Source organism: Pseudomonas sp. BF-R-30 (assembly GCF_019956175.1).
In the GTDB taxonomy this organism is placed as follows: domain Bacteria; phylum Pseudomonadota; class Gammaproteobacteria; order Pseudomonadales; family Pseudomonadaceae; genus Aquipseudomonas; species Aquipseudomonas jessenii.
Genome location: NZ_JAHBDE010000011.1, coordinates 197004 through 215227 on the forward strand (window position 1 = coordinate 197004; position 18224 = coordinate 215227).

An 18224-nucleotide genomic window follows, 5' to 3' on the forward strand; every position below is an offset into this window, starting at 1 on the left:
AACATCGAGATGAGCGAATACTCCCTTTTCACCTCCGAGTCCGTGTCTGAAGGGCATCCGGACAAAATCGCCGACCAGATTTCTGATGCGGTGCTGGACGCCATCATTGCTGAAGACAAGTTCGCCCGTGTGGCGTGCGAGACTCTGGTGAAAACGGGCGTGGCGATCATCGCCGGCGAAGTCACCACTTCCGCCTGGGTTGACCTGGAGCAGATCGTTCGTGACGTGATCACCAACATCGGCTACACCAGCTCCGACGTCGGCTTTGACGGCGCGACCTGCGGCGTGATGAACATCATCGGCAAGCAGTCCCCTGACATCAACCAGGGTGTCGACCGTGCCAAGCCTGAAGATCAGGGCGCCGGCGACCAGGGCCTGATGTTCGGCTACGCCAGCAATGAAACCGACGTGCTGATGCCTGCACCGATCACCTTCTCGCACCAGCTGGTACAGCGCCAGGCCGAAGCCCGTAAATCCGGCCTGCTGCCTTGGCTGCGCCCGGACGCCAAGTCGCAAGTGACCTGCCGTTACGAAAACGGCAAGGTTGTCGGTATCGATGCCGTCGTTCTGTCGACCCAGCACAACCCGGAAGTGTCGTACAACGACCTGCGCGAAGGCGTGATGGAGCTGATCGTCAAGCACGTGCTGCCTGCCGAACTGCTGAGCAAGGACACCCAGTTCCACATCAACCCGACCGGCCAGTTCATCATCGGCGGCCCAGTGGGTGACTGCGGTCTGACCGGTCGCAAAATCATCGTCGACAGCTACGGCGGCATGGCCCGTCACGGCGGTGGCGCGTTCTCCGGTAAAGATCCATCGAAGGTTGACCGTTCGGCGGCCTACGCCGGTCGTTACGTGGCCAAGAACATCGTTGCCGCCGGCCTGGCCGAGCGTTGCGAGATTCAGGTGTCCTACGCCATCGGCGTTGCCCAGCCGACTTCGATCTCGCTGAACACCTTCGGCACCGGCAAGATCAGCGATGACAAGATCGTCAAACTGGTCCGCGAAGTGTTCGACCTGCGTCCATACGCGATCACCACCATGCTCGACCTGCTGCACCCGATGTATCAGGAAACCGCTGCGTACGGCCACTTCGGTCGCACCCCGGCGACCAAGACCGTTGGTGACGACACCTTCACCACGTTCACCTGGGAAAAAACCGACCGCGCCGACGCCCTGCGTTCTGCTGCCGGCCTGTAAGGTTCCCCCGCAACACCCGAAGCCCCGCACGGTTCGCGCCCTGCGGGGCTTTTTATTGGTATTCGCTTTACACCGTATCGAGGCCTTCGCGAGCAAGCCCGCTCCCACAGTTGATCTTTGGTGTGACAAAGATCCATGGGCAAACGCAATTCCCTGTGGGAGCGAGCTTGCTCGCGATGAGGCCAGCACAACTACCAGAAATACCCGGCAAAACACCCCCTCGCTGCGCCAACTGATACTGACCTAGCCTTCACGCACCTCACCGAGCAAGGACGCTCAAGATGCTTCCCGACCTGCGCCTGTTTTTCGCCGCTCTACTGACCCTTGCCTACCTGACCGCCAGCGCCGCCGAGTGCCCGGACTGGCCACCAGAACGCGCCCGGAACGAAGTCCGCAAACTGCAACAACAAATCGACCTCTGGGACGACAGCTATCACCGCCTGGGACGCTCACTGGTCGCCGATGAACTCTACGACCAGTCCCGCGCGCGACTCACCCAATGGCGCCACTGCTTTAACCTGAGCCCGCCCGCAGACCCCTTGCGCACTGCGCGCGGTACGCTGCCCCACCCCATCGCCCACACGGGCCTGGACAAACTGCACGATCAGCCCGCCGTGGAAAAATGGCTGCGTGACCGGGTCGACGTCTGGGTCCAGCCTAAAATCGATGGCGTGGCGGTGACCCTGGTTTACCGCAGCGGCCTGTTGGCCCAGGCAATCAGCCGCGGCGACGGCCAAAGCGGCCAGGACTGGACGGTTCCTGCACGGCAGATTCCGGCCATCCCGCAACGGCTATCTCAGGCCCGGGACTTGATCGTGCAAGGCGAACTGTATTGGCGCCTGACCGATCACGTGCAGGCCCGGGCCGGTAGCCTCAATGCTCGTGGCTCGGTGGCCGGTCTGATGGCACGCAAGGTCTTGAGCGCCGAACAGGCCGCCGGCATCGACCTGTTTGTCTGGGACTGGCCCCAAGGACCGGCGAGCGTACCCGAGCGTGCCGCGGCGCTGACTGCGCTGGGCTTCCCGAGTACCACTGCATACAGCCAGCCCATCGCCTCCGTCATTGATGCCGAACGCTGGCGCGAGCACTGGTATCGTTCCCCCTTGCCCTTTGCCAGCGACGGCATCGTCCTGCGCCAGAATCAGCGCCCAGCCGCCGAACGCTGGCAAGCCAGGTCACCCTACTGGGCCATCGCCTGGAAATACCCCTTCGCCCAGGCACTGGCCGAAGTCCGCCAGGTACACTTCAAAATCGGCCGGACCGGGCGGATCACTCCGGTTCTTGAACTGACCCCGGTAAAGCTCGATGACCGGCAGATCAAGCACGTCAGCGTCGGTTCGTTGCAACGCTGGCAGACGCTGGACATCCGCCCGGGTGACCAGGTCGCCATCAGCCTGGCCGGGCTGACCATTCCCAGGCTCGATAGGGTTGTATTGCGCAGCAGCGAACGCGCCGAATTGAACGCGCCGCGGGCAGAGGACTTTCATTCATTGAGTTGCTGGCAACCGACTCCGGGCTGTGAGAGCCAGTTTCTCGCGCGCCTGACCTGGCTCAGCAGCAAACAAGGCCTGGCGCTGCCCAACGTGGGTCCGGGCACCTGGGAAAAACTTCTTGCAACAGGTCGGCTGAACGGCCTGTTGGATTGGTTGACCCTCGATGCCCAAGAGCTTGCTACCATTGACGGTTTCGGCGAGCGCAGCGCGGCTCGTCTTGCGGACAGCTTCAACCGAGCCCGGCAACGCCCGTTCGCGCACTGGCTGAAAGCCTTGGGATTGCCGCCGACAGGTCAGGCGCATCTCGGCGATTCATGGCTGGTACTGGCGCAGCGAGACATCGAACAATGGCGGGCCGAGGCCGATATCGGGCCAGGGCGCGCGGCGCAACTGAGCGCTTTTTTCCGCGATCCGCAGGTACTGGGCTTGAGTGAAACGTTACGTGATGCGGGGATTGACGGCTTTTAGCTGCCGGCCCTGCGCCCACCGGGAACCCCAAGGGACCGCTGGGCTCCAACAAGCCATTGCCACAGTGGTCTGCTTGCTTTCCTACATGGAGCTTTTATGAAATTTCTTTCACCGCTCGCCCTGTTGACCCTTTGCAGCGTGCTGGCCACCCCGTTGATGGCGGACGAGGAAGCGCCGGGGCTGACCGGTTGCGCCGCCAAGAAGCAAGGCATCGTCAACCAGATCGAATTGGCCAAGGTCCACGGCAACGCCGACCAGCAGGCAGGCCTGGAAAAGGCCTTGAGCGAAGTCGAAGCGAACTGCACCGACGCCTCGCTGAAGAAGGAACGGGAAAACAAGGTGCTCGACGCCAAGCACGAAGTCAGCAAGCGTCAGGCAGACCTCGACAAGGCCATGAGCAAAGGCGATCCCGACAAGATCAACAAGCGCAAAGACAAACTCGCCGATGCCCGCAAGGAATTGCAGAACGCATTGGATGAACTGGATAAGTAATCACTGGTAACGAACAGAGATCTTCGGTGTTGCCGAAGCAGCCTTCGCGAGCAAGCCCGCTCCCACAGGGGATCGGTGTTGTGAACACTTTTTGTGCCACACCACAAATCCCCTGTGGGAGCGGGCTTGCTCGCGAAGACGTCAGTCCGGGCAACGCCAATCAATGATCCCGAAACGCCTTATGACACCCACTGCAAGCATCTTCGACTTTCTGTACCGCCGGCCCCAGGTTGCTGGCCTTGTAGGGTTGGACCTGGCTGGCGATCACCAATTCACCGGTGGCGCTTTCAAGGTCGCGGGCCATTGCCTGAAAGCGTGTCTGTTGCTCCCAGACATCGCTCTTGGCGCTGGTGTGATCCTCCTCGCGCACTTGCGGAAAATGCTGCCACGGCTCACGGGACAACGCATCGAGTTTCACCGCACCTTCGGCGAACTTCGGGCCATCGAAGGCAATGCGCCCACGCAACATGCCGCCCAGGTCTTCGCCAGTCTTGAGCATCTGCTTGAAAATGGCCTTGCGCTGGCCGAGCGGCGAGTTGGGGTCGATACCGCCACAAGCGGACAGCGTCAGGCAGGCCAGCAATACAACAGAAAGTCTTTTAAGAGTCATGGTGGCTTCAGGTCACGGGAAACGGCGGCCAGTATCCTCGCGTCATCGGCAAAGACCAATAGCCCTATTATCAACAAGGGTTGCTTGAACGCATGGAGCGCTCAGGCAACCGGCAAAGGAATCACTCCATGAACAGCCGTTTCAACGCGTGGCGTCACCGCCTGGCCTGGACCCTGCCGATGGTGGCCCTGCTCGCAGGCTGCACCGGTGGCGACAACCAACAACCGAAAACCCACGCCCTGGCCACCTACTCCAGCGCCACATGGGAAGCGCTGCCGGCGGTGTCCGACAGCGACCTGGTCGCCGGTTTCGGTTCCTGGCGCAGCGCCTGTACCCGACTCAAGACCGATCCGGTCTGGGGTGGCATCTGCGCAGCGGCTGTCAACGTGCCGCAAACCGCCAGCGACATTCGCGGTTTTCTCAAACAGAACCTCGATGTCTATGGCCTGCGCGCCGCCAACGACAACCCCAACGGCCTGATAACCGGCTACTACGAACCGGTCTATCCCGGGAGCCTGACCCAGACCAGCGCTGCCAATGTCCCGGTCTATGGCGTCCCCGAGGACATGATCATCGTCGCCCTCGACAGCATTTACCCGGAACTCAAGGGCAAGCGCCTGCGCGGTCGACTCGAAGGTCGCGTGCTCAAGCCATACGACGATGCGGCAGCCATCGAAAGCAAAGGGGTCAATGCGCCGGTCGTGGCCTGGCTGACCGATCCGATGAACCTGCAGTTCCTGCAAATCCAGGGTTCGGGTCGTATCCAGCTCGACAATGGTCGCCAGTTGCGCATTGCCTACGCCGATCAGAACGGCCACCCGTATCGACCGATCGGTCGCTGGCTGGTGGAACAGGGCGAACTGAAAAAAGAAGACGTGACCATGGGCGCCATCAGCACCTGGGCCAAGGCCAATCCATCGCGGATTCCCGAACTGCTCGGCAGCAACCCCAGCTATGTGTTCTTCACCCGCAACCCGGACAGCAACGAAGGTCCGCGCGGCTCGCTGAACGTACCGTTGACCGCCGGTTACAGCGCGGCAGTGGATCGCAAGGTGATTCCGCTGGGCAGCCTGTTGTGGCTGTCCACCACCAGACCGGACGGCACGGCCCTGGTTCGCCCCGTTGCAGCACAGGACACCGGCGGCGCCATTGCCGGCGAGGTTCGGGCGGATCTGTTCTGGGGCACCGGGGATGCGGCCGGGCAACTGGCCGGGGACATGAAACAGCAGGGGCAGATCTGGATGCTCTGGCCCAAAGGCGCGACGTTGCCGCAAGTGCCGCAGGTGGCGGATGCGCAGAAGACCACCCCTTAAATGCTGCTTCGCCTGTTAGATAGCTTTCGCGAGCAAGCCCGCTCCCACATGAGATCACCATCGAACACAGAATCTGTGTCCACTGAGGATCAAATGTGGGAGCGGGCTTGCTCGCGAAGAGGTCCTCACAGGCGATGAAGACTCAGGCTGACACCACAAAGAAACTCACGATCAACCCCATCCCCACGAACCACATCAACGACCGCAGCGTCGCCCAGTCCGCCAGATAGCAAATGATGTAGAGCAGCCGGCTGGTAATGAACAGCACGGCCAGCACATTGATCGTCACCAGTTCGGCATTGCCGGCCAGATGCGCCACGATCACCGCCGCAGCGAACGCCGGGGTCACTTCAAAGCTGTTCAGTTGCGCCGCATTCGCGCGCCTGCCCAAGCCTTCCAGCGAATCGAGAAAGTCCCGGGGATCATGGTTGTCTCTCAACCTGAACCCGCCGCTGATCTTGGCCACGCCCACACACACATACGGCAGGAAAATCGCGATCAAAATGCACCACAGAGCAACCGTCATAAAGCAGTCCCTTCTTCACGTTTCAGAACAGTCAAAATTTCATGACCAATATACCGATCAGCACCAGCCCACAGGCCAAGAGGCGCGGCCCGCCAAAAGGCTCCTTCAGGTAACGCATGCCAAACAGCACCACCAGAATTACGCTGATCTCGCGCAACGCCGCCGCTTCTGCAATCGAGCCCAGCTGCATCGCCCACAGCACCAGAGCGTAGCTGAACAGCACGCAGAACCCGACGGCCAGGCCCAGTCGCCACTGCTCGCGCCAGAACAACATGAACGCGGGTCGTTTGCGCACCAACGCCAACAGCGGAAACGGCCAGGCACTGAGCAAGGTGACCCAGACCAGATAGTCCAGTGGATGGGACCAGCGCCGCAATGCCTGCCCGTCAATGTAGGTGTAGCAACCGATGCACAGGCCGATCAGCGCCACCACCGGTAACATCGACCAGGGCAAACGCGCACCGCCACCGCCCTGCCAGAGCAGGCACAGCATGCCGAACGGGATCAGCAGGATTCCGAAAATCTGCTGATGGGTCAGCACTTCCCCGGCAAAGATCAGCGTCAGCGCCAGCACCACCAACGGTGACAGGCCGCGCATCAATGGATAGACCAGCCCGAGGTCGCCGACCCGATAGGCCTGTATCAGCAAATAGCGATAGAGCAACTCGAACGCCGCCGACGCCAGGATCCACGGCCAGATCTCCAGTGGCGGCATGCTCAGGAACGGCAGCATCAGCACGACAAAGAGCAGCGCCACGCTGTCCATGCAGGCCACCACCAACAGCCGCTCCGCACTGAACTTGATCAGGGTATTCCACGCCGCATGCAACAGCGCCGCCACCAACACCAACGCCGTCGCAAGCACGGCCTACTCCTTTTGTTGTCTCCACAATCCCTGTAGGAGCGAGCTTGCTCGCGAAAAACGTGAGGACAACGCGCTCAATCAGAGAGCACCCGTCATCGTTCACGTCCATCGCGAGCAAGCTCGCTCCTACAGGGGCCGGGTAGAGAATTGATTCGCCATATTTCACTGTCTGTTTATACTGCAAGCGACCACGCCGCACTCAGTTGCGCACACACTAATTCCAATAAAAATCCTGCCCGGCCCGCTCTCGTCGAGAACGGTCGTCGGCCTGCGTATGCCTGATCACAGCGTCAAGACTACCGACAGAGACCTTGCGCATGCCACTCGCTTTGCTTGCCCTCGCCGTTGCCGCCTTCGGCATCGGCACCACCGAATTCGTCATCATGGGTCTTTTGCCCGATGTCGCCCGCGACCTCGGCGTGAGCATTCCCGACGCCGGATTACTGATCACCGGCTACGCCCTGGGCGTGGTATTCGGTGCACCGATCCTCGCGGTCGGCACCGCCAACATGCCGCGCAAGGCCACGTTGTTGGGCATGACGCTGATGTTCATCCTCGGCAACATGCTCTGCGCGCTGGCGCCAAACTACGCCACGCTGATGGCCGCGCGCGTGATCACGGCACTGTGCCACGGCGCATTTTTCGGCATTGGTTCGGTGGTGGCCGCCGGGCTGGTGGCCCCCAACAAAAGGGCTCAGGCGATTGCCATGATGTTCACCGGCCTGACCCTGGCCAACGTGCTCGGTGTGCCACTGGGTACCGCACTCGGGCAATACGCAGGCTGGCGCTCGACCTTCTGGGCTGTGTCGGTGATCGGGGTGCTGGCGGCGATTGCGCAATGGGTCTGGCTGCCGAAAAACATCGCGATGGATAAAGCCAACCTGGCCAGCGAGTTCAAGGTACTGGGCAAGGCCAACGTACTGCTGGCCCTGGGCATGAGTGTACTGGCCTCGACCAGCCTGTTCAGTGTGTTCACTTACATTGCGCCGATCCTGCAGGACATCACCGGTGTCAGCCCCCACGGCGTCACCATCATGCTGCTGTTGTTCGGTGTGGGCTTGACCGCCGGCAGCATGCTCGGTGGTCGCCTGGCGGACAGCCGCTTGCTGCCTTCACTGGTGGGCATGGCGCTGGCGGTGCTGGTGGTACTGGCGGCATTCACGCAAACCAGTCACTCGGTCATCCCGGCGGCCATCACACTGGTGTTGTGGGGGACGTTTGCCTTTGCCTTGTGCCCGATCCTGCAACTGCTGATCATCGATCAAGCCTTTGAGGCACCAAACCTGGGTTCGACCTTGAACCAGAGCGCCTTCAACCTCGGCAACGCCGCCGGGGCATGGATTGGCGGGCTGGTTGTGGCCAGCGGCGCCGATCTGGCGGACCTGCCCTGGACCGGTGCACTGGTCAGCGGTCTGACCGTGTTGACCGCACTGTTCTTCATCTATCGCCAGCGTCGCGCTGCGGCTGCGCTTGATGCGGTGGGCTGAGGATCAGCTTGATGGTTTTTTGATTTTCTGCGGATCGGGCGCTTCGCTCTGATCCGTAGATTTTTTCGGCGGCCCGCTTTCGCTGCGAATCTGCGCATGGCTGATCAGCGCGAAAATAAAACTGCCACCGATGATGTTCCCCGCCAGCGTCGGCCCGGCGAACACCAGCCAGAAATCACTCCACGGCAACTCGCCGGCAAATACCAGATACGAAACCTCCAGCGAACCGACCACGATGTGGGTGAAATCCCCCAGCGCCATGAGGTAGGTGATGAGGATGATGATCCACATCTTGGCGCTCTCCATGGACGGGATCATCCAGACCATGGTGGCGATCATCCATCCGGAAATGATGCCCTTGGCGAACATCTGGCTGGCGTGGTTTTCCATGACCTTGCGGCCGATATCGAGGAAGGCGACATCGGTCTTGCTGTCGAAAATCGGCAGTTCCAGCATCACGTACGCCACCAGCAAGGTGCCACAGAGGTTGCCGATCAGCACCACCGTCCACAGCCGTAGCAGCCGGCCGAAGTTGGCCAGCGTCGGTTTGGTCATTACCGGCAACACCGCAGTCAGGGTGTTTTCGGTGAACAGTTGCTGACGAGCGAGGATCACCGCGAGGAAACCGGCGCAATAACCGAAACTCGCGATCACCTTGAATCCTTCGCCATCCGGAAGACGTGAATTGAGCAAGCCCATGCCCATCAGCGACAGACCCATGGTCAACCCCGCCGCAAGCGCCGACCACCACAACGCGGCAATGCTGCGCTCCAGTTCCTGGTCGCCCTGGGTACGGATGATCTCGTGCAGCACCGCGGCACGGGGTGGCTGGCTCTTTTCGACTTCGTGCTCTTCTTGTGCCGAAAGGTTCGGGGTCTTGCCGTCTTGTGCCGAGTTCATGGGATGCGCAACCGGTGGCGGGCTATTCAGCTATGACCTGTGCAGCGGGGATTCCGTTCTGTAGGAGCGCGCATGCTCGCGATGGACTTGAGAGCACCACTGGGTGTCAGGTACCCAGTGTTATCGTTAACGACCATCGCGAGCAGGCTCGCTCCTACACGCTGGCGTCGTCCTTGAACTGATCCTTGACGTACCTGATCTCGGTCCGGCCGTGAGGCGCCGGCAAGCCGTCTTCACCGAGGTTCACGAACACCATTTTTTCAACGGTGAGGATGCTCTTGCGGGTGATCTTGTTGCGCACCTCGCACGTCAGGGTGATCGAAGTGCGGCCGAACTCGGTCGCCGTGATGCCCAGTTCGATGATGTCGCCCTGGCGCGAGGCGCTGACGAAATTGATTTCTGAAATGTACTTGGTGACCACACGCTGGTTGCCCAACTGAACGATGGCGTAGATCGCCGCCTCTTCGTCGATCCAGCGCAGCAGGCTACCGCCGAACAGCGTGCCGTTAGGGTTGAGGTCTTCGGGTTTTACCCATTTGCGGGTGTGGAAATTCATGTTCACTCCTGAGCGTCTTGCCGAATGATGCCTACCATCATGGCAGAGCCCGACCTAGAGCTCTATTGAGCATCGTCTATGGTCTCGATTACCGTTCGGACATTGACCGACAGAAACGCTTTGGAAGATCGGCATAGCCCGCTATAATCGCCACCGTTTCAAAACGGTCATCTTCAATTGCTACCGTTTCCCGCCACCTGTCCGAGGGGCGCTGCAGCAGGTTTGACCTGTCAGGCTCGGATGGGGCGTTGCCTGGCCTTCACTGGCTGGACACTAAACGCACAACGGCGCCCATTCGCATACATTACGAATGGAGGCTCTTCATGAGCGCTGTTATCACGCCTGCAGATTTTAACGATTACAAAGTTGCCGACATGTCCCTGGCTGCCTGGGGCCGTCGCGAAACCATCATCGCCGAATCCGAAATGCCAGCCCTGATGGGTCTGCGCAACAAGTATTCCGCCGAGCAACCGCTCAAGGGCGCGAAGATCCTCGGCTGCATCCACATGACCATTCAGACTGCCGTGCTGATTGAAACCCTGGTTGCCCTGGGTGCCGAAGTACGCTGGTCGTCCTGCAACATTTTCTCGACTCAGGACCAGGCTGCTGCTGCCATCGCCGCTGCCGGCATCCCGGTTTTCGCCTGGAAAGGTGAAACCGAACAAGAGTACGAGTGGTGCCTGGAGCAGACCATCCTCAAAGATGGCGCGCCTTGGGATGCCAACATGATCCTCGACGACGGCGGTGACCTGACCGAGCTGCTGCACAAGAAGTACCCACAGGTTCTGGACCGCGTCCACGGCGTGACCGAAGAAACCACCACCGGCGTTCACCGCCTGCTGGACATGCTGGCCAAGGGCGAGCTGAAAATCCCGGCCATCAACGTCAACGACTCCGTGACCAAGAGCAAGAACGACAACAAGTACGGCTGCCGTCACAGCCTGAACGATGCGATCAAGCGCGGCACCGACCACCTGCTGTCCGGCAAGCAAGCGCTGGTCATCGGCTACGGCGACGTGGGCAAGGGTTCGGCCCAGTCCCTGCGTCAGGAAGGCATGATCGTCAAGGTTTCCGAAGTCGACCCGATCTGCGCCATGCAAGCCTGCATGGACGGTTTCGAAGTGGTTTCGCCGTTCATCGACGGTATCAACAACGGAACTGAAGCAAGCATCGACAAGGCATTGCTGGGCAAGATCGACCTGATCGTGACCACCACCGGTAACGTCAATGTTTGCGACTCGAACATGCTCAAGGCCCTGAAGAAGCGTGCCGTTGTCTGCAACATCGGCCACTTCGACAACGAAATCGACACCGCTTTCATGCGCAAGAACTGGGCATGGGAAGAAGTGAAGCCGCAGGTTCACAAGATCCACCGTACCGGCGCTGGCGATTTCGACCCACAGAACGACGACTACCTGATCCTGCTGGCCGAAGGCCGTCTGGTTAACCTGGGTAACGCCACCGGCCACCCGAGCCGTATCATGGACGGTTCGTTCGCCAACCAGGTTCTGGCCCAGATCTTCCTGTTCGGCCAGAAGTACGCCGACCTGTCGCCAGCCCAGAAAGCCGAGCGCCTGACCGTTGAAGTACTGCCGAAAAAACTCGACGAAGAAGTGGCCCTGGAAATGGTCCGTGGCTTCGGCGGCGTAGTGACTCAACTGACCAAGACCCAGGCCGACTACATCGGCGTGACCGTTGAAGGTCCGTTCAAGCCGCACGCCTACCGCTACTGATAGACCGGCTTTTCCTGTGTAGCAGCGAGCTCGCTCGTGATGGACGTCAACGATAACGCGTGTTGCCTGGATGAACGCGTTGCCTTGATGTTTTTCGCGAGCAAGCTCGCTCCTACAGGGGGCCAGCGTCCGCCTTATGAGTTTCCAAGGATATGACCATGTCCCAAGATCGTCGCTACAGCTTCGAGTTCTTCCCTACGAAGACCGATGCTGGGCATGAAAAGCTGCTCGCCACTGCTCGCCAGTTGGCCATCTACAACCCCGATTTCTTCTCCTGCACCTACGGCGCCGGCGGTTCGACCCGCGATCGCACGCTGAACACCGTGCTGCAGCTCGAAAGCGAAGTCAAAATCCCTGCCGCTCCGCACCTGTCCTGTGTGGGCGATAGCAAGGACGACCTGCGCGGCCTGCTGGCCCAGTACAAGGCTGCCGGCATCAAGCGTATCGTCGCCCTGCGCGGTGACCTGCCTTCGGGCATGGGCATGGCCAGCGGTGAGTTGCGCCACGCCAATGACCTGGTTGAATTCATTCGTGAAGAAACCGGTGATCATTTCCACATCGAAGTCGCCGCTTACCCGGAAATGCATCCGCAAGCGCGCAATTTCGAAGACGATGTGGCCAACTTCGTGCGCAAGGCCAACGCTGGCGCCGACAGCGCGATCACCCAGTACTTCTTCAACGCCGACTGCTATTTCTACTTCGTCGAACGCGTGCGGGCGCTGGGCGTGAACATCCCGATCGTGCCGGGCATCATGCCGATCACCAACTACAGCAAGCTGGCGCGCTTCTCCGATGCCTGCGGTGCGGAAATCCCGCGCTGGATCCGCAAGCAACTGGAAGCCTATGGCGACGACACCCAGAGCATTCAGCGCTTTGGCGAACAGGTCATCACCGAGATGTGCGAACAACTGCTGCAGGGTGGCGCTCCAGGGCTGCACTTCTACACCCTGAACCAGGCTGAAGCGAGCCTGGCGGTGTGGAACAACCTGAAGTTGCCGCGTTAAAAAGTCGTCGAAGCACGATTAAAAGATCGCAGCCTGCGGCAGCGCCTACAACGGAATGTCAAATCCCGTAGGCGCTGTCGCAGGCTGCGATCTTTTGCTTTCAACGCACTATTAATGTGCGGCAATCCACGGAGTTAGAGCATCTGCGGTCAGTTTCTGGCTCTTTCCGGTTTCTCGTCGTAATCTCAGCCTATGCCTTTGATCACGCAGTTTATCGCCGTGCTTGTCTTCACTTGCCTGAGCTTCGCCGCCCGGGGCGAGAAGCTGCGCATTGTCACGGAGCCATGGGCGCCCTATGTGTACGAAGACAACGGCAAATCCCTGGGCCTGGACTACGAAACCACCGCCATTGTCTTCAAGCGCCTGGGCATTGAAGTGGAGTGGCAATTCCTGCCATGGAAACGCTGCTTGTCGATGCTTGAAACAGGCCAGGCCGACGGCGCCCTGGACATCTTTCACAGCGACGAACGCGAAGCGACGCTGCTCTACCCCAGCGAACCGCTCTCGGAAGTCCAGTTCGTGATGTTCTACGCCAATGACCGGCCCCACCCGTTTCGCAGCCTCGAAGACTTGCGCGGCCTGACCATCGGCACCTCGCCGGGTTACCTGTACAGCAAGGACTTCAGCGATTCGACGCTGTTCACCCGCGAGCCGGCCCCCACCCATGAAGCCAACTTCGGCAAACTGGTACGCGGGCGAATTGACCTGCTGATCACCGACCGCCGGGTCGGTCAGCATTTGCTCGACGAACTGGGCATCCGCGACAAGATCACCGAAAACCCCACGGTCATCAGCCAGCAAAGCCAGTTTCTCGCGGTGCGGCGCAATGCGGGCATGGATCTGCTGGTGCAGCGTTTCGGCGCCGAACTCAAGCGTTTCAAGCGCGAGCCCGCCTACGCTGAACTGAGCGCCCGCTACGGCGCGGAACCGGCAGCCAGCGTGAAGTCTGAAAAGGCCACGGCCGCCACGGAAAAAACCGTTGAGCAGCAGGAAAGCGGCGCGCAGTGATAGCTCTGTTATACTCCGGCCTTCCCGCCAGGCTCACGCCCGGACGCTCGGAATCGTTAAAGGCATCTCAACCCCGCTACTGCGCAGCTTTCAGCCCGCGCGAGCGCTTGCAGACGAGCCTTCGAAACCCAGCAGGACCGGACGGGATTGCGTCCTCTTAAACGCCATTCGCGCCAGGCAAGACTCCCATTGGGCCAAGCCCTAACTAGAACAGGATTACTCATGTCCTTTGCTTCCCTCGGTCTCTCCGAGGCTTTAGTCCGCGCCATCGAGGCGGCGGGCTATACCGAGCCTACTCCGGTGCAACAGCGGGCCATTCCCGCCGTGTTGCAAGGTCGCGACCTGATGGTCGCGGCACAGACAGGTACTGGTAAAACCGGCGGTTTCGCCCTTCCGATCCTGGAGCGGTTGTTCCCCAACGGTCATCCGGACAAGTCCCAGCGTCACGGCCCGCGCCAACCGCGCGTACTGGTCCTGACCCCGACTCGCGAACTCGCCGCGCAAGTGCATGAAAGCTTCAAGGTCTATGCCCGTGACCTGAAGTTCGTCAGCGCCTGCATCTTCGGCGGTGTCGGCATGAACCCGCAGGTTCAGGCCATGTCCCGCGGCGTAGACGTGCTGGTGGCCTGCCCTGGCCGCCTGCTCGACCTGGCCGGCCAAGGCAGCGTCGATCTGTCCCACGTGGAAATCCTCGTGTTGGACGAAGCCGACCGCATGCTCGACATGGGCTTCGTCCATGACGTGAAAAAGGTCCTGGCCCGTCTGCCGGCCAAACGCCAGAACCTGCTGTTCTCGGCGACCTTCTCCAAGGACATCACCGACCTCGCCGGCAAGCTGCTGCACAACCCGGAACGCATCGAAGTCACGCCGCCAAACACCACGGTCGAGCGTATCGAACAGCGCGTATTCCGCCTGCCGGCCAGCCACAAGCGCGCTCTGCTGGCCCACCTGATCACCGCTGGCGCCTGGGAACAGGTACTGGTGTTCACCCGCACCAAGCACGGCGCCAACCGCCTGGCCGAGTACCTGGACAAGCACGGCCTGAGCGCCGTCGCGATCCACGGCAACAAGAGCCAGAACGCCCGCACCAAAGCCCTGGCCGACTTCAAGGCCGGCACTGTGCGCATCCTGGTGGCCACCGACATCGCCGCCCGCGGCCTGGACATCGACCAGTTGCCACATGTGGTCAACTTCGAACTGCCGAATGTCGATGAAGACTACGTACACCGTATCGGCCGTACCGGCCGTGCCGGTCGTTCGGGCGAGGCGATTTCGCTGGTAGCCCCGGACGAAGAAAAACTGCTGAAAAGCATCGAACGCATGACCAAGCAGAAAATCGCCGACGGCGACCTGATGGGCTTCGATGCAAGCACCATCGAGGCGGAAAAGCCTGAAGTGCGCGAGCGTCCGGACATGCGCAACCCGCGCAATCCACGTGGCCCGCGCGGCGACGGTCCGAACGGCAGCGGTGGCGGCGGTGGTCGCAAGGACAAAGGCAAGGACAAGGGCAAGGAAAAACCGGCCGGCGAACGCGGCGAGCGCCCGGCCCGTCAGCAGAAACCACGTGAAGGCACTCCGGCTCGCGAACAGCGTCCGTCGCAGCCTCCTCGTGCCGCCGCTGACCGCGCCCCGGACGAGTTCCTGGACGACGATATCGATAACTTCGGCAACCGTGTCGACTACGTGCCGCAGCAGAAGCCCGCGCAAGGCCGTGGCCGTCGCCCGGGTGCTCCGGCACAAGGCACCGCGGCGGGTTCGGGCGCTCCACGTTCCGGCAAGCCACAAGGTCGCCAGAACGGTCCCCGCAACAGCGATGGCGCCAGCACCGGCACTCCGCCAGCCAAGCGTAACGGCCCTCGCAGTGGCGCACCGCGCGACGGCCAGGCCCGTCGCGAAGATTCGCGCAATCGCCGTCCGGCCCGTGACGACCAGCCACGTTCGGAACCTGCCGTGCAGAACCCGCGTGGCCCGGCGCCGAAGATCATGCACAAGGAGTCGAAAGCGGATCGCTTCCCGACACCTGAGCAGCTGGATCAACTGCCAAGCCGTCCTCGTGGTGAGAAACCAGCGCTGCTGACCCGCAATCGCTGAGTTATCGCTGCAATGAAAAATGCCCCGGTTCGAAAGAGCCGGGGCATTTTTTTGATCAGTGCAAAAACCTGTGGGAGCGAGCTTGCTCGCGATGGTCGTCAACGATAACGCTGGAAGCCTGATGCTCCGCGGCGCTCTCAGGTCTATCGCGAGCAGGCTCGCTCCTACAGTCTCAGCATTACTTCGCTTTTACACCTTCAAAGGTCACGTACATCTCAACCGCATCGGACGATGGGCCCAGGTCTTTCTGCTTGCCGAAGTCGGAACGCTTGAGGCTGAAAGTACCCTCGAAGCCTGCACGGTAGCCGCCCCATGGATCCTTGCCTTCACCCAGGAAAGTAGCCTTGACCACGATTGGTTTGGTTACACCGAGGATAGTCAGGTCACCAGCTACATCGGCAGTGTCCTTGCCAGCGGCGTTTTTGCCGGTGGGTTTGACGCTGGTGGAAACGAACGTGGCTTTGCTGGCGTTCAGGAAGTCTTTGCTGGAGATGTGCTTGTCACGCTCGGCGTTGTTGGTGAAAACGCTGGCGGTGTTCACGTTGAACTCGATCTTGCTGTCTTCAGGCTTGGCAGCGTCGAAGCTGAACTTGCCGTCGATGTCCTTGAAAGTACCGGTGATGAAGCTGTAGCCCAAGTGGCTGATCTTGAAGTCAACGAAGGCGTGCTGGCCTTCTTTGTCGACCACGTAGTCAGCGGCCATTACGTTACCGGCGGACAACAGGGCGGAACCGATTGCCAGAGCGGCCAGAGTCTTTTTCAACATGCTTTGTTTTCCTTTGGAGTCGAGGTTGAACTTCAGGCTTTGCGACCCAGCATTCGCTTGAGGGTCACATCACGGTCGATAAAGTGGTGCTTCAATGCTGCCAACGCATGGAGGCCGGAAAAAATTACCAGCACCCACGCCAGGTAGAGGTGAATCACGCCAGCGGTATCTGCCTGGTCCGGCAGTCCGGATACCAGCGCAGGGACTTCAAACAAGCCAAACACCGGGATACCGACACCTTCTGCGGTGGAAATCAGGTAACCGGCAATCAACACGGCAAACAGACTGATGTACAGAAAGCCATGGCCGAACCTGGCGCCGAGGCGCGTCATGCGGCTGTAGCTGGCCAGGGTTGGCGGCGGTGGGCTGATGAAGCGCCACAGCACCCGCAGCAGCATCACACCCAGCAACACCAGGCCGATACTCTTGTGCAGGTCCGGCGCGTCTTTGCGCCAGGTGCTGTAGTAGTCGAGCCCGACCATCCACAGCCCAAGCGCGAACAGACCGAAGACCGCCAGTGCCACAACCCAGTGAATGACGATGCTGACCCAGCCGTAGCGGGAGGTAGAGTTACGTAGCTGCATTGCCTAGATCCTGTAAGTGCTGGCCCAAGACTATCGAGTTATCTATCGAATTAAAGCGGAAAAATTTGCTTTGAAATATCGAAAAATGCGATCAAGAGTCTGAAGCCTGCGAGTTAAGGAAAGATTAAACGCGAAATTGTGAGAAAAAGTGAATACAAACCGGAGAACACCTGTATCAAAAGGTTTATTCGATTCTGGTCCCGGTTTTTCTCCAGGCAAAAAAAACGCAGCCCTTGAGCCGCGTTTTTTTCGCCTGAACGTTGCTGAGCCTTGGTGTCAGTGGCCCCTCTGCTCTTCGATTCAACATTTTTGACCGGTGCCGTCCTGGCAGGCTCCGCCCTCCCCGATCCAGACACCTGATGGCTGCCGCTTCCTTTTCTGCTTCACGCTAACCTTCAACGGTTTATTTATTAAAGCGATACATGTGTATCGCCATTTCCGTAGTTGAACTTGGTTCAATGTGGGTTCAACAGTTCATTGAACAATGAAAAAACATGGCCATTACATACACCCACTTTCAAGCAAGTAGCTCGCAGGCGTACCCCCCAATCACGTGATGTCGGCAGGATAGTAACTTATGTCCGGAAATTGACGATTTCGATTGGTGTTGCAAGCTGACGGAAATCTAGTCATTTACGATCAACGCACGGCGAATCTATGCTGGGCACGCTTTGGATTCGCCCCTGGGCGTATTCCAAAAAAGAAGGCCACGTTAATAATCAGTGACATCTCCAGTAGAATCTCGACACACGCTAATTATGATAAAAACCTTGATTACTTAGCCCCTTGGAAAACCGGAGGCGGCTGAAAACAATCAGCATCGTACGGATTTATCTGGCATTTATAGGCCAATTCAGGGCTGTCCCCCTTAGGAAACCATTCGCTATTTACACAGCCAGAAAGTGCTATCAACATGATTATTACTGCTAGTGATTTCATATATCCTCCCGTTATCTGAAGAACATAAAGTCAAAGATCTGGAGCCAGCTATCATTTAGCTCCGAATCTTTTGTGAGAAGCTTCTGATGCATCGCAGCAGCATGTAGGACCGCACAGCCAAACCGGATGGTTGATATTTGATGGCAAAAAAAAGCGCGGCCCTTGGGTCGCGCTTTTTTACACCTGAAC

16 protein-coding genes and 1 riboswitch are annotated in these 18224 nt (G+C 59.8%); of the genes, 9 read left to right on the plus strand and 7 right to left on the minus strand.

The annotated features are described in order from the left end of the window. The first annotated feature begins 9 nt into the window (after positions 1 to 9). The 3 genes from metK (at position 10) to KGB20_RS07685 (ending at position 3653) form a co-directional block, all read left to right on the plus strand. Complete coding sequence (gene metK, locus KGB20_RS07675) at positions 10 to 1200, plus strand: methionine adenosyltransferase (RefSeq protein WP_008050251.1); 1191 nt, start codon at positions 10 to 12, stop codon at positions 1198 to 1200. Positions 1201 to 1481: 281 nt separating this feature from the next. Further along, positions 1482 to 3161: an NAD-dependent DNA ligase LigB gene (gene ligB, locus KGB20_RS07680; protein ID WP_154860986.1), complete on the plus strand. Its 1680-nt coding sequence runs from the start codon at positions 1482 to 1484 to the stop codon at positions 3159 to 3161. A 96-nt stretch (positions 3162 to 3257) separates the two neighbouring features. Beyond that, positions 3258 to 3653 carry a DUF1090 domain-containing protein gene (locus tag KGB20_RS07685; RefSeq protein ID WP_057712960.1) on the plus strand — a complete coding sequence of 132 codons (396 nt, stop codon included), beginning with the start codon at positions 3258 to 3260 and terminating at the stop codon, positions 3651 to 3653. A gap of 160 nt (positions 3654 to 3813) precedes the next feature. Here KGB20_RS07685 and KGB20_RS07690 read toward each other — a convergent pair whose 3' ends face one another. After that, positions 3814 to 4263 carry a c-type cytochrome gene (locus KGB20_RS07690; RefSeq protein ID WP_154860985.1) on the minus strand — a complete coding sequence of 150 codons (450 nt, stop codon included), beginning with the start codon at positions 4261 to 4263 and terminating at the stop codon, positions 3814 to 3816. Positions 4264 to 4391: 128 nt separating this feature from the next. On the opposite strand from KGB20_RS07690, the gene KGB20_RS07695 reads away from it, so the two are divergent. Beyond that, positions 4392 to 5576 (plus strand): murein transglycosylase A, encoded by a 1185-nt coding sequence (locus KGB20_RS07695; RefSeq protein ID WP_154909911.1) that lies wholly within the window; start codon positions 4392 to 4394, stop codon positions 5574 to 5576. A 142-nt stretch (positions 5577 to 5718) separates the two neighbouring features. Here the strand turns inward: KGB20_RS07695 and KGB20_RS07700 are convergent, their stop codons facing one another. Together KGB20_RS07700 and KGB20_RS07705 are read right to left on the minus strand one after the other, a co-directional pair. Beyond that, positions 5719 to 6102 carry an MAPEG family protein gene (locus KGB20_RS07700; protein ID WP_057712957.1) on the minus strand — a complete coding sequence of 128 codons (384 nt, stop codon included), beginning with the start codon at positions 6100 to 6102 and terminating at the stop codon, positions 5719 to 5721. A 31-nt stretch (positions 6103 to 6133) separates the two neighbouring features. Beyond that, entirely contained in the window at positions 6134 to 6967 is an 834-nt protein-coding gene (locus KGB20_RS07705) for an EamA family transporter (RefSeq protein ID WP_090451887.1), read from the minus strand. Positions 6968 to 7284: 317 nt separating this feature from the next. Here KGB20_RS07705 and KGB20_RS07710 point away from each other — a divergent pair, with 317 nt between their 5' ends. Next, positions 7285 to 8454, plus strand: coding sequence for an MFS transporter (locus KGB20_RS07710; RefSeq protein WP_154909912.1), 1170 nt, complete (start codon positions 7285 to 7287; stop codon positions 8452 to 8454). Positions 8455 to 8457: 3 nt separating this feature from the next. Here KGB20_RS07710 and KGB20_RS07715 read toward each other — a convergent pair whose 3' ends face one another. Both KGB20_RS07715 and KGB20_RS07720 read right to left on the minus strand, forming a co-directional pair. After that, positions 8458 to 9354, minus strand: coding sequence for a formate/nitrite transporter family protein (locus KGB20_RS07715; RefSeq protein WP_150815195.1), 897 nt, complete (start codon positions 9352 to 9354; stop codon positions 8458 to 8460). A gap of 154 nt (positions 9355 to 9508) precedes the next feature. Beyond that, the gene (locus KGB20_RS07720; RefSeq protein ID WP_150815196.1) at positions 9509 to 9910 is read right to left on the minus strand and encodes an acyl-CoA thioesterase; all 402 of its coding nucleotides are present in this window, start codon (positions 9908 to 9910) and stop codon (positions 9509 to 9511) included. A 197-nt stretch (positions 9911 to 10107) separates the two neighbouring features. After that, a riboswitch (S-adenosyl-L-homocysteine riboswitch) is annotated at positions 10108 to 10210 on the plus strand. Positions 10211 to 10233: 23 nt separating this feature from the next. On the opposite strand from KGB20_RS07720, the gene ahcY reads away from it, so the two are divergent. From ahcY to KGB20_RS07740, 4 genes are all read left to right on the plus strand, one after another. Beyond that, positions 10234 to 11643: an adenosylhomocysteinase gene (gene ahcY, locus KGB20_RS07725; protein ID WP_090451894.1), complete on the plus strand. Its 1410-nt coding sequence runs from the start codon at positions 10234 to 10236 to the stop codon at positions 11641 to 11643. Between the two features lie 158 nt (positions 11644 to 11801). Further along, positions 11802 to 12647: a methylenetetrahydrofolate reductase [NAD(P)H] gene (gene metF, locus KGB20_RS07730; RefSeq protein WP_150815197.1), complete on the plus strand. Its 846-nt coding sequence runs from the start codon at positions 11802 to 11804 to the stop codon at positions 12645 to 12647. A gap of 192 nt (positions 12648 to 12839) precedes the next feature. After that, positions 12840 to 13655, plus strand: a complete 816-nt coding sequence (locus KGB20_RS07735) for a substrate-binding periplasmic protein (RefSeq protein ID WP_154909913.1) — start codon at positions 12840 to 12842, stop codon at positions 13653 to 13655. A 222-nt stretch (positions 13656 to 13877) separates the two neighbouring features. Continuing rightward, positions 13878 to 15746 (plus strand): DEAD/DEAH box helicase, encoded by a 1869-nt coding sequence (locus KGB20_RS07740; protein WP_090451898.1) that lies wholly within the window; start codon positions 13878 to 13880, stop codon positions 15744 to 15746. Positions 15747 to 15924: 178 nt separating this feature from the next. Here KGB20_RS07740 and KGB20_RS07745 read toward each other — a convergent pair whose 3' ends face one another. Further along, positions 15925 to 16512, minus strand: a complete 588-nt coding sequence (locus tag KGB20_RS07745) for a YceI family protein (protein ID WP_154909914.1) — start codon at positions 16510 to 16512, stop codon at positions 15925 to 15927. A 32-nt stretch (positions 16513 to 16544) separates the two neighbouring features. Then, positions 16545 to 17096 carry a cytochrome b gene (locus KGB20_RS07750; protein ID WP_154909915.1) on the minus strand — a complete coding sequence of 184 codons (552 nt, stop codon included), beginning with the start codon at positions 17094 to 17096 and terminating at the stop codon, positions 16545 to 16547. Positions 17097 to 18224: the final 1128 nt, after the last annotated feature.

Coding starts and splice junctions, on each gene's coding strand:
- KGB20_RS07750 (WP_154909915.1), bottom strand. CDS start 17,096: ATGCAGCTACGTAACTCTACCTCCCGCTACGGCTGGGTCAGCATCGTC.
- KGB20_RS07690 (WP_154860985.1), bottom strand. CDS start 4,263: ATGACTCTTAAAAGACTTTCTGTTGTATTGCTGGCCTGCCTGACGCTG.
- KGB20_RS07695 (WP_154909911.1), top strand. CDS start 4,392: ATGAACAGCCGTTTCAACGCGTGGCGTCACCGCCTGGCCTGGACCCTG.
- KGB20_RS07685 (WP_057712960.1), top strand. CDS start 3,258: ATGAAATTTCTTTCACCGCTCGCCCTGTTGACCCTTTGCAGCGTGCTG.
- KGB20_RS07740 (WP_090451898.1), top strand. CDS start 13,878: ATGTCCTTTGCTTCCCTCGGTCTCTCCGAGGCTTTAGTCCGCGCCATC.
- metK (WP_008050251.1), top strand. CDS start 10: ATGAGCGAATACTCCCTTTTCACCTCCGAGTCCGTGTCTGAAGGGCAT.
- metF (WP_150815197.1), top strand. CDS start 11,802: ATGTCCCAAGATCGTCGCTACAGCTTCGAGTTCTTCCCTACGAAGACC.
- KGB20_RS07700 (WP_057712957.1), bottom strand. CDS start 6,102: ATGACGGTTGCTCTGTGGTGCATTTTGATCGCGATTTTCCTGCCGTAT.
- KGB20_RS07745 (WP_154909914.1), bottom strand. CDS start 16,512: ATGTTGAAAAAGACTCTGGCCGCTCTGGCAATCGGTTCCGCCCTGTTG.
- KGB20_RS07735 (WP_154909913.1), top strand. CDS start 12,840: ATGCCTTTGATCACGCAGTTTATCGCCGTGCTTGTCTTCACTTGCCTG.
- KGB20_RS07715 (WP_150815195.1), bottom strand. CDS start 9,354: ATGAACTCGGCACAAGACGGCAAGACCCCGAACCTTTCGGCACAAGAA.
- ahcY (WP_090451894.1), top strand. CDS start 10,234: ATGAGCGCTGTTATCACGCCTGCAGATTTTAACGATTACAAAGTTGCC.
- KGB20_RS07710 (WP_154909912.1), top strand. CDS start 7,285: ATGCCACTCGCTTTGCTTGCCCTCGCCGTTGCCGCCTTCGGCATCGGC.
- ligB (WP_154860986.1), top strand. CDS start 1,482: ATGCTTCCCGACCTGCGCCTGTTTTTCGCCGCTCTACTGACCCTTGCC.
- KGB20_RS07720 (WP_150815196.1), bottom strand. CDS start 9,910: ATGAATTTCCACACCCGCAAATGGGTAAAACCCGAAGACCTCAACCCT.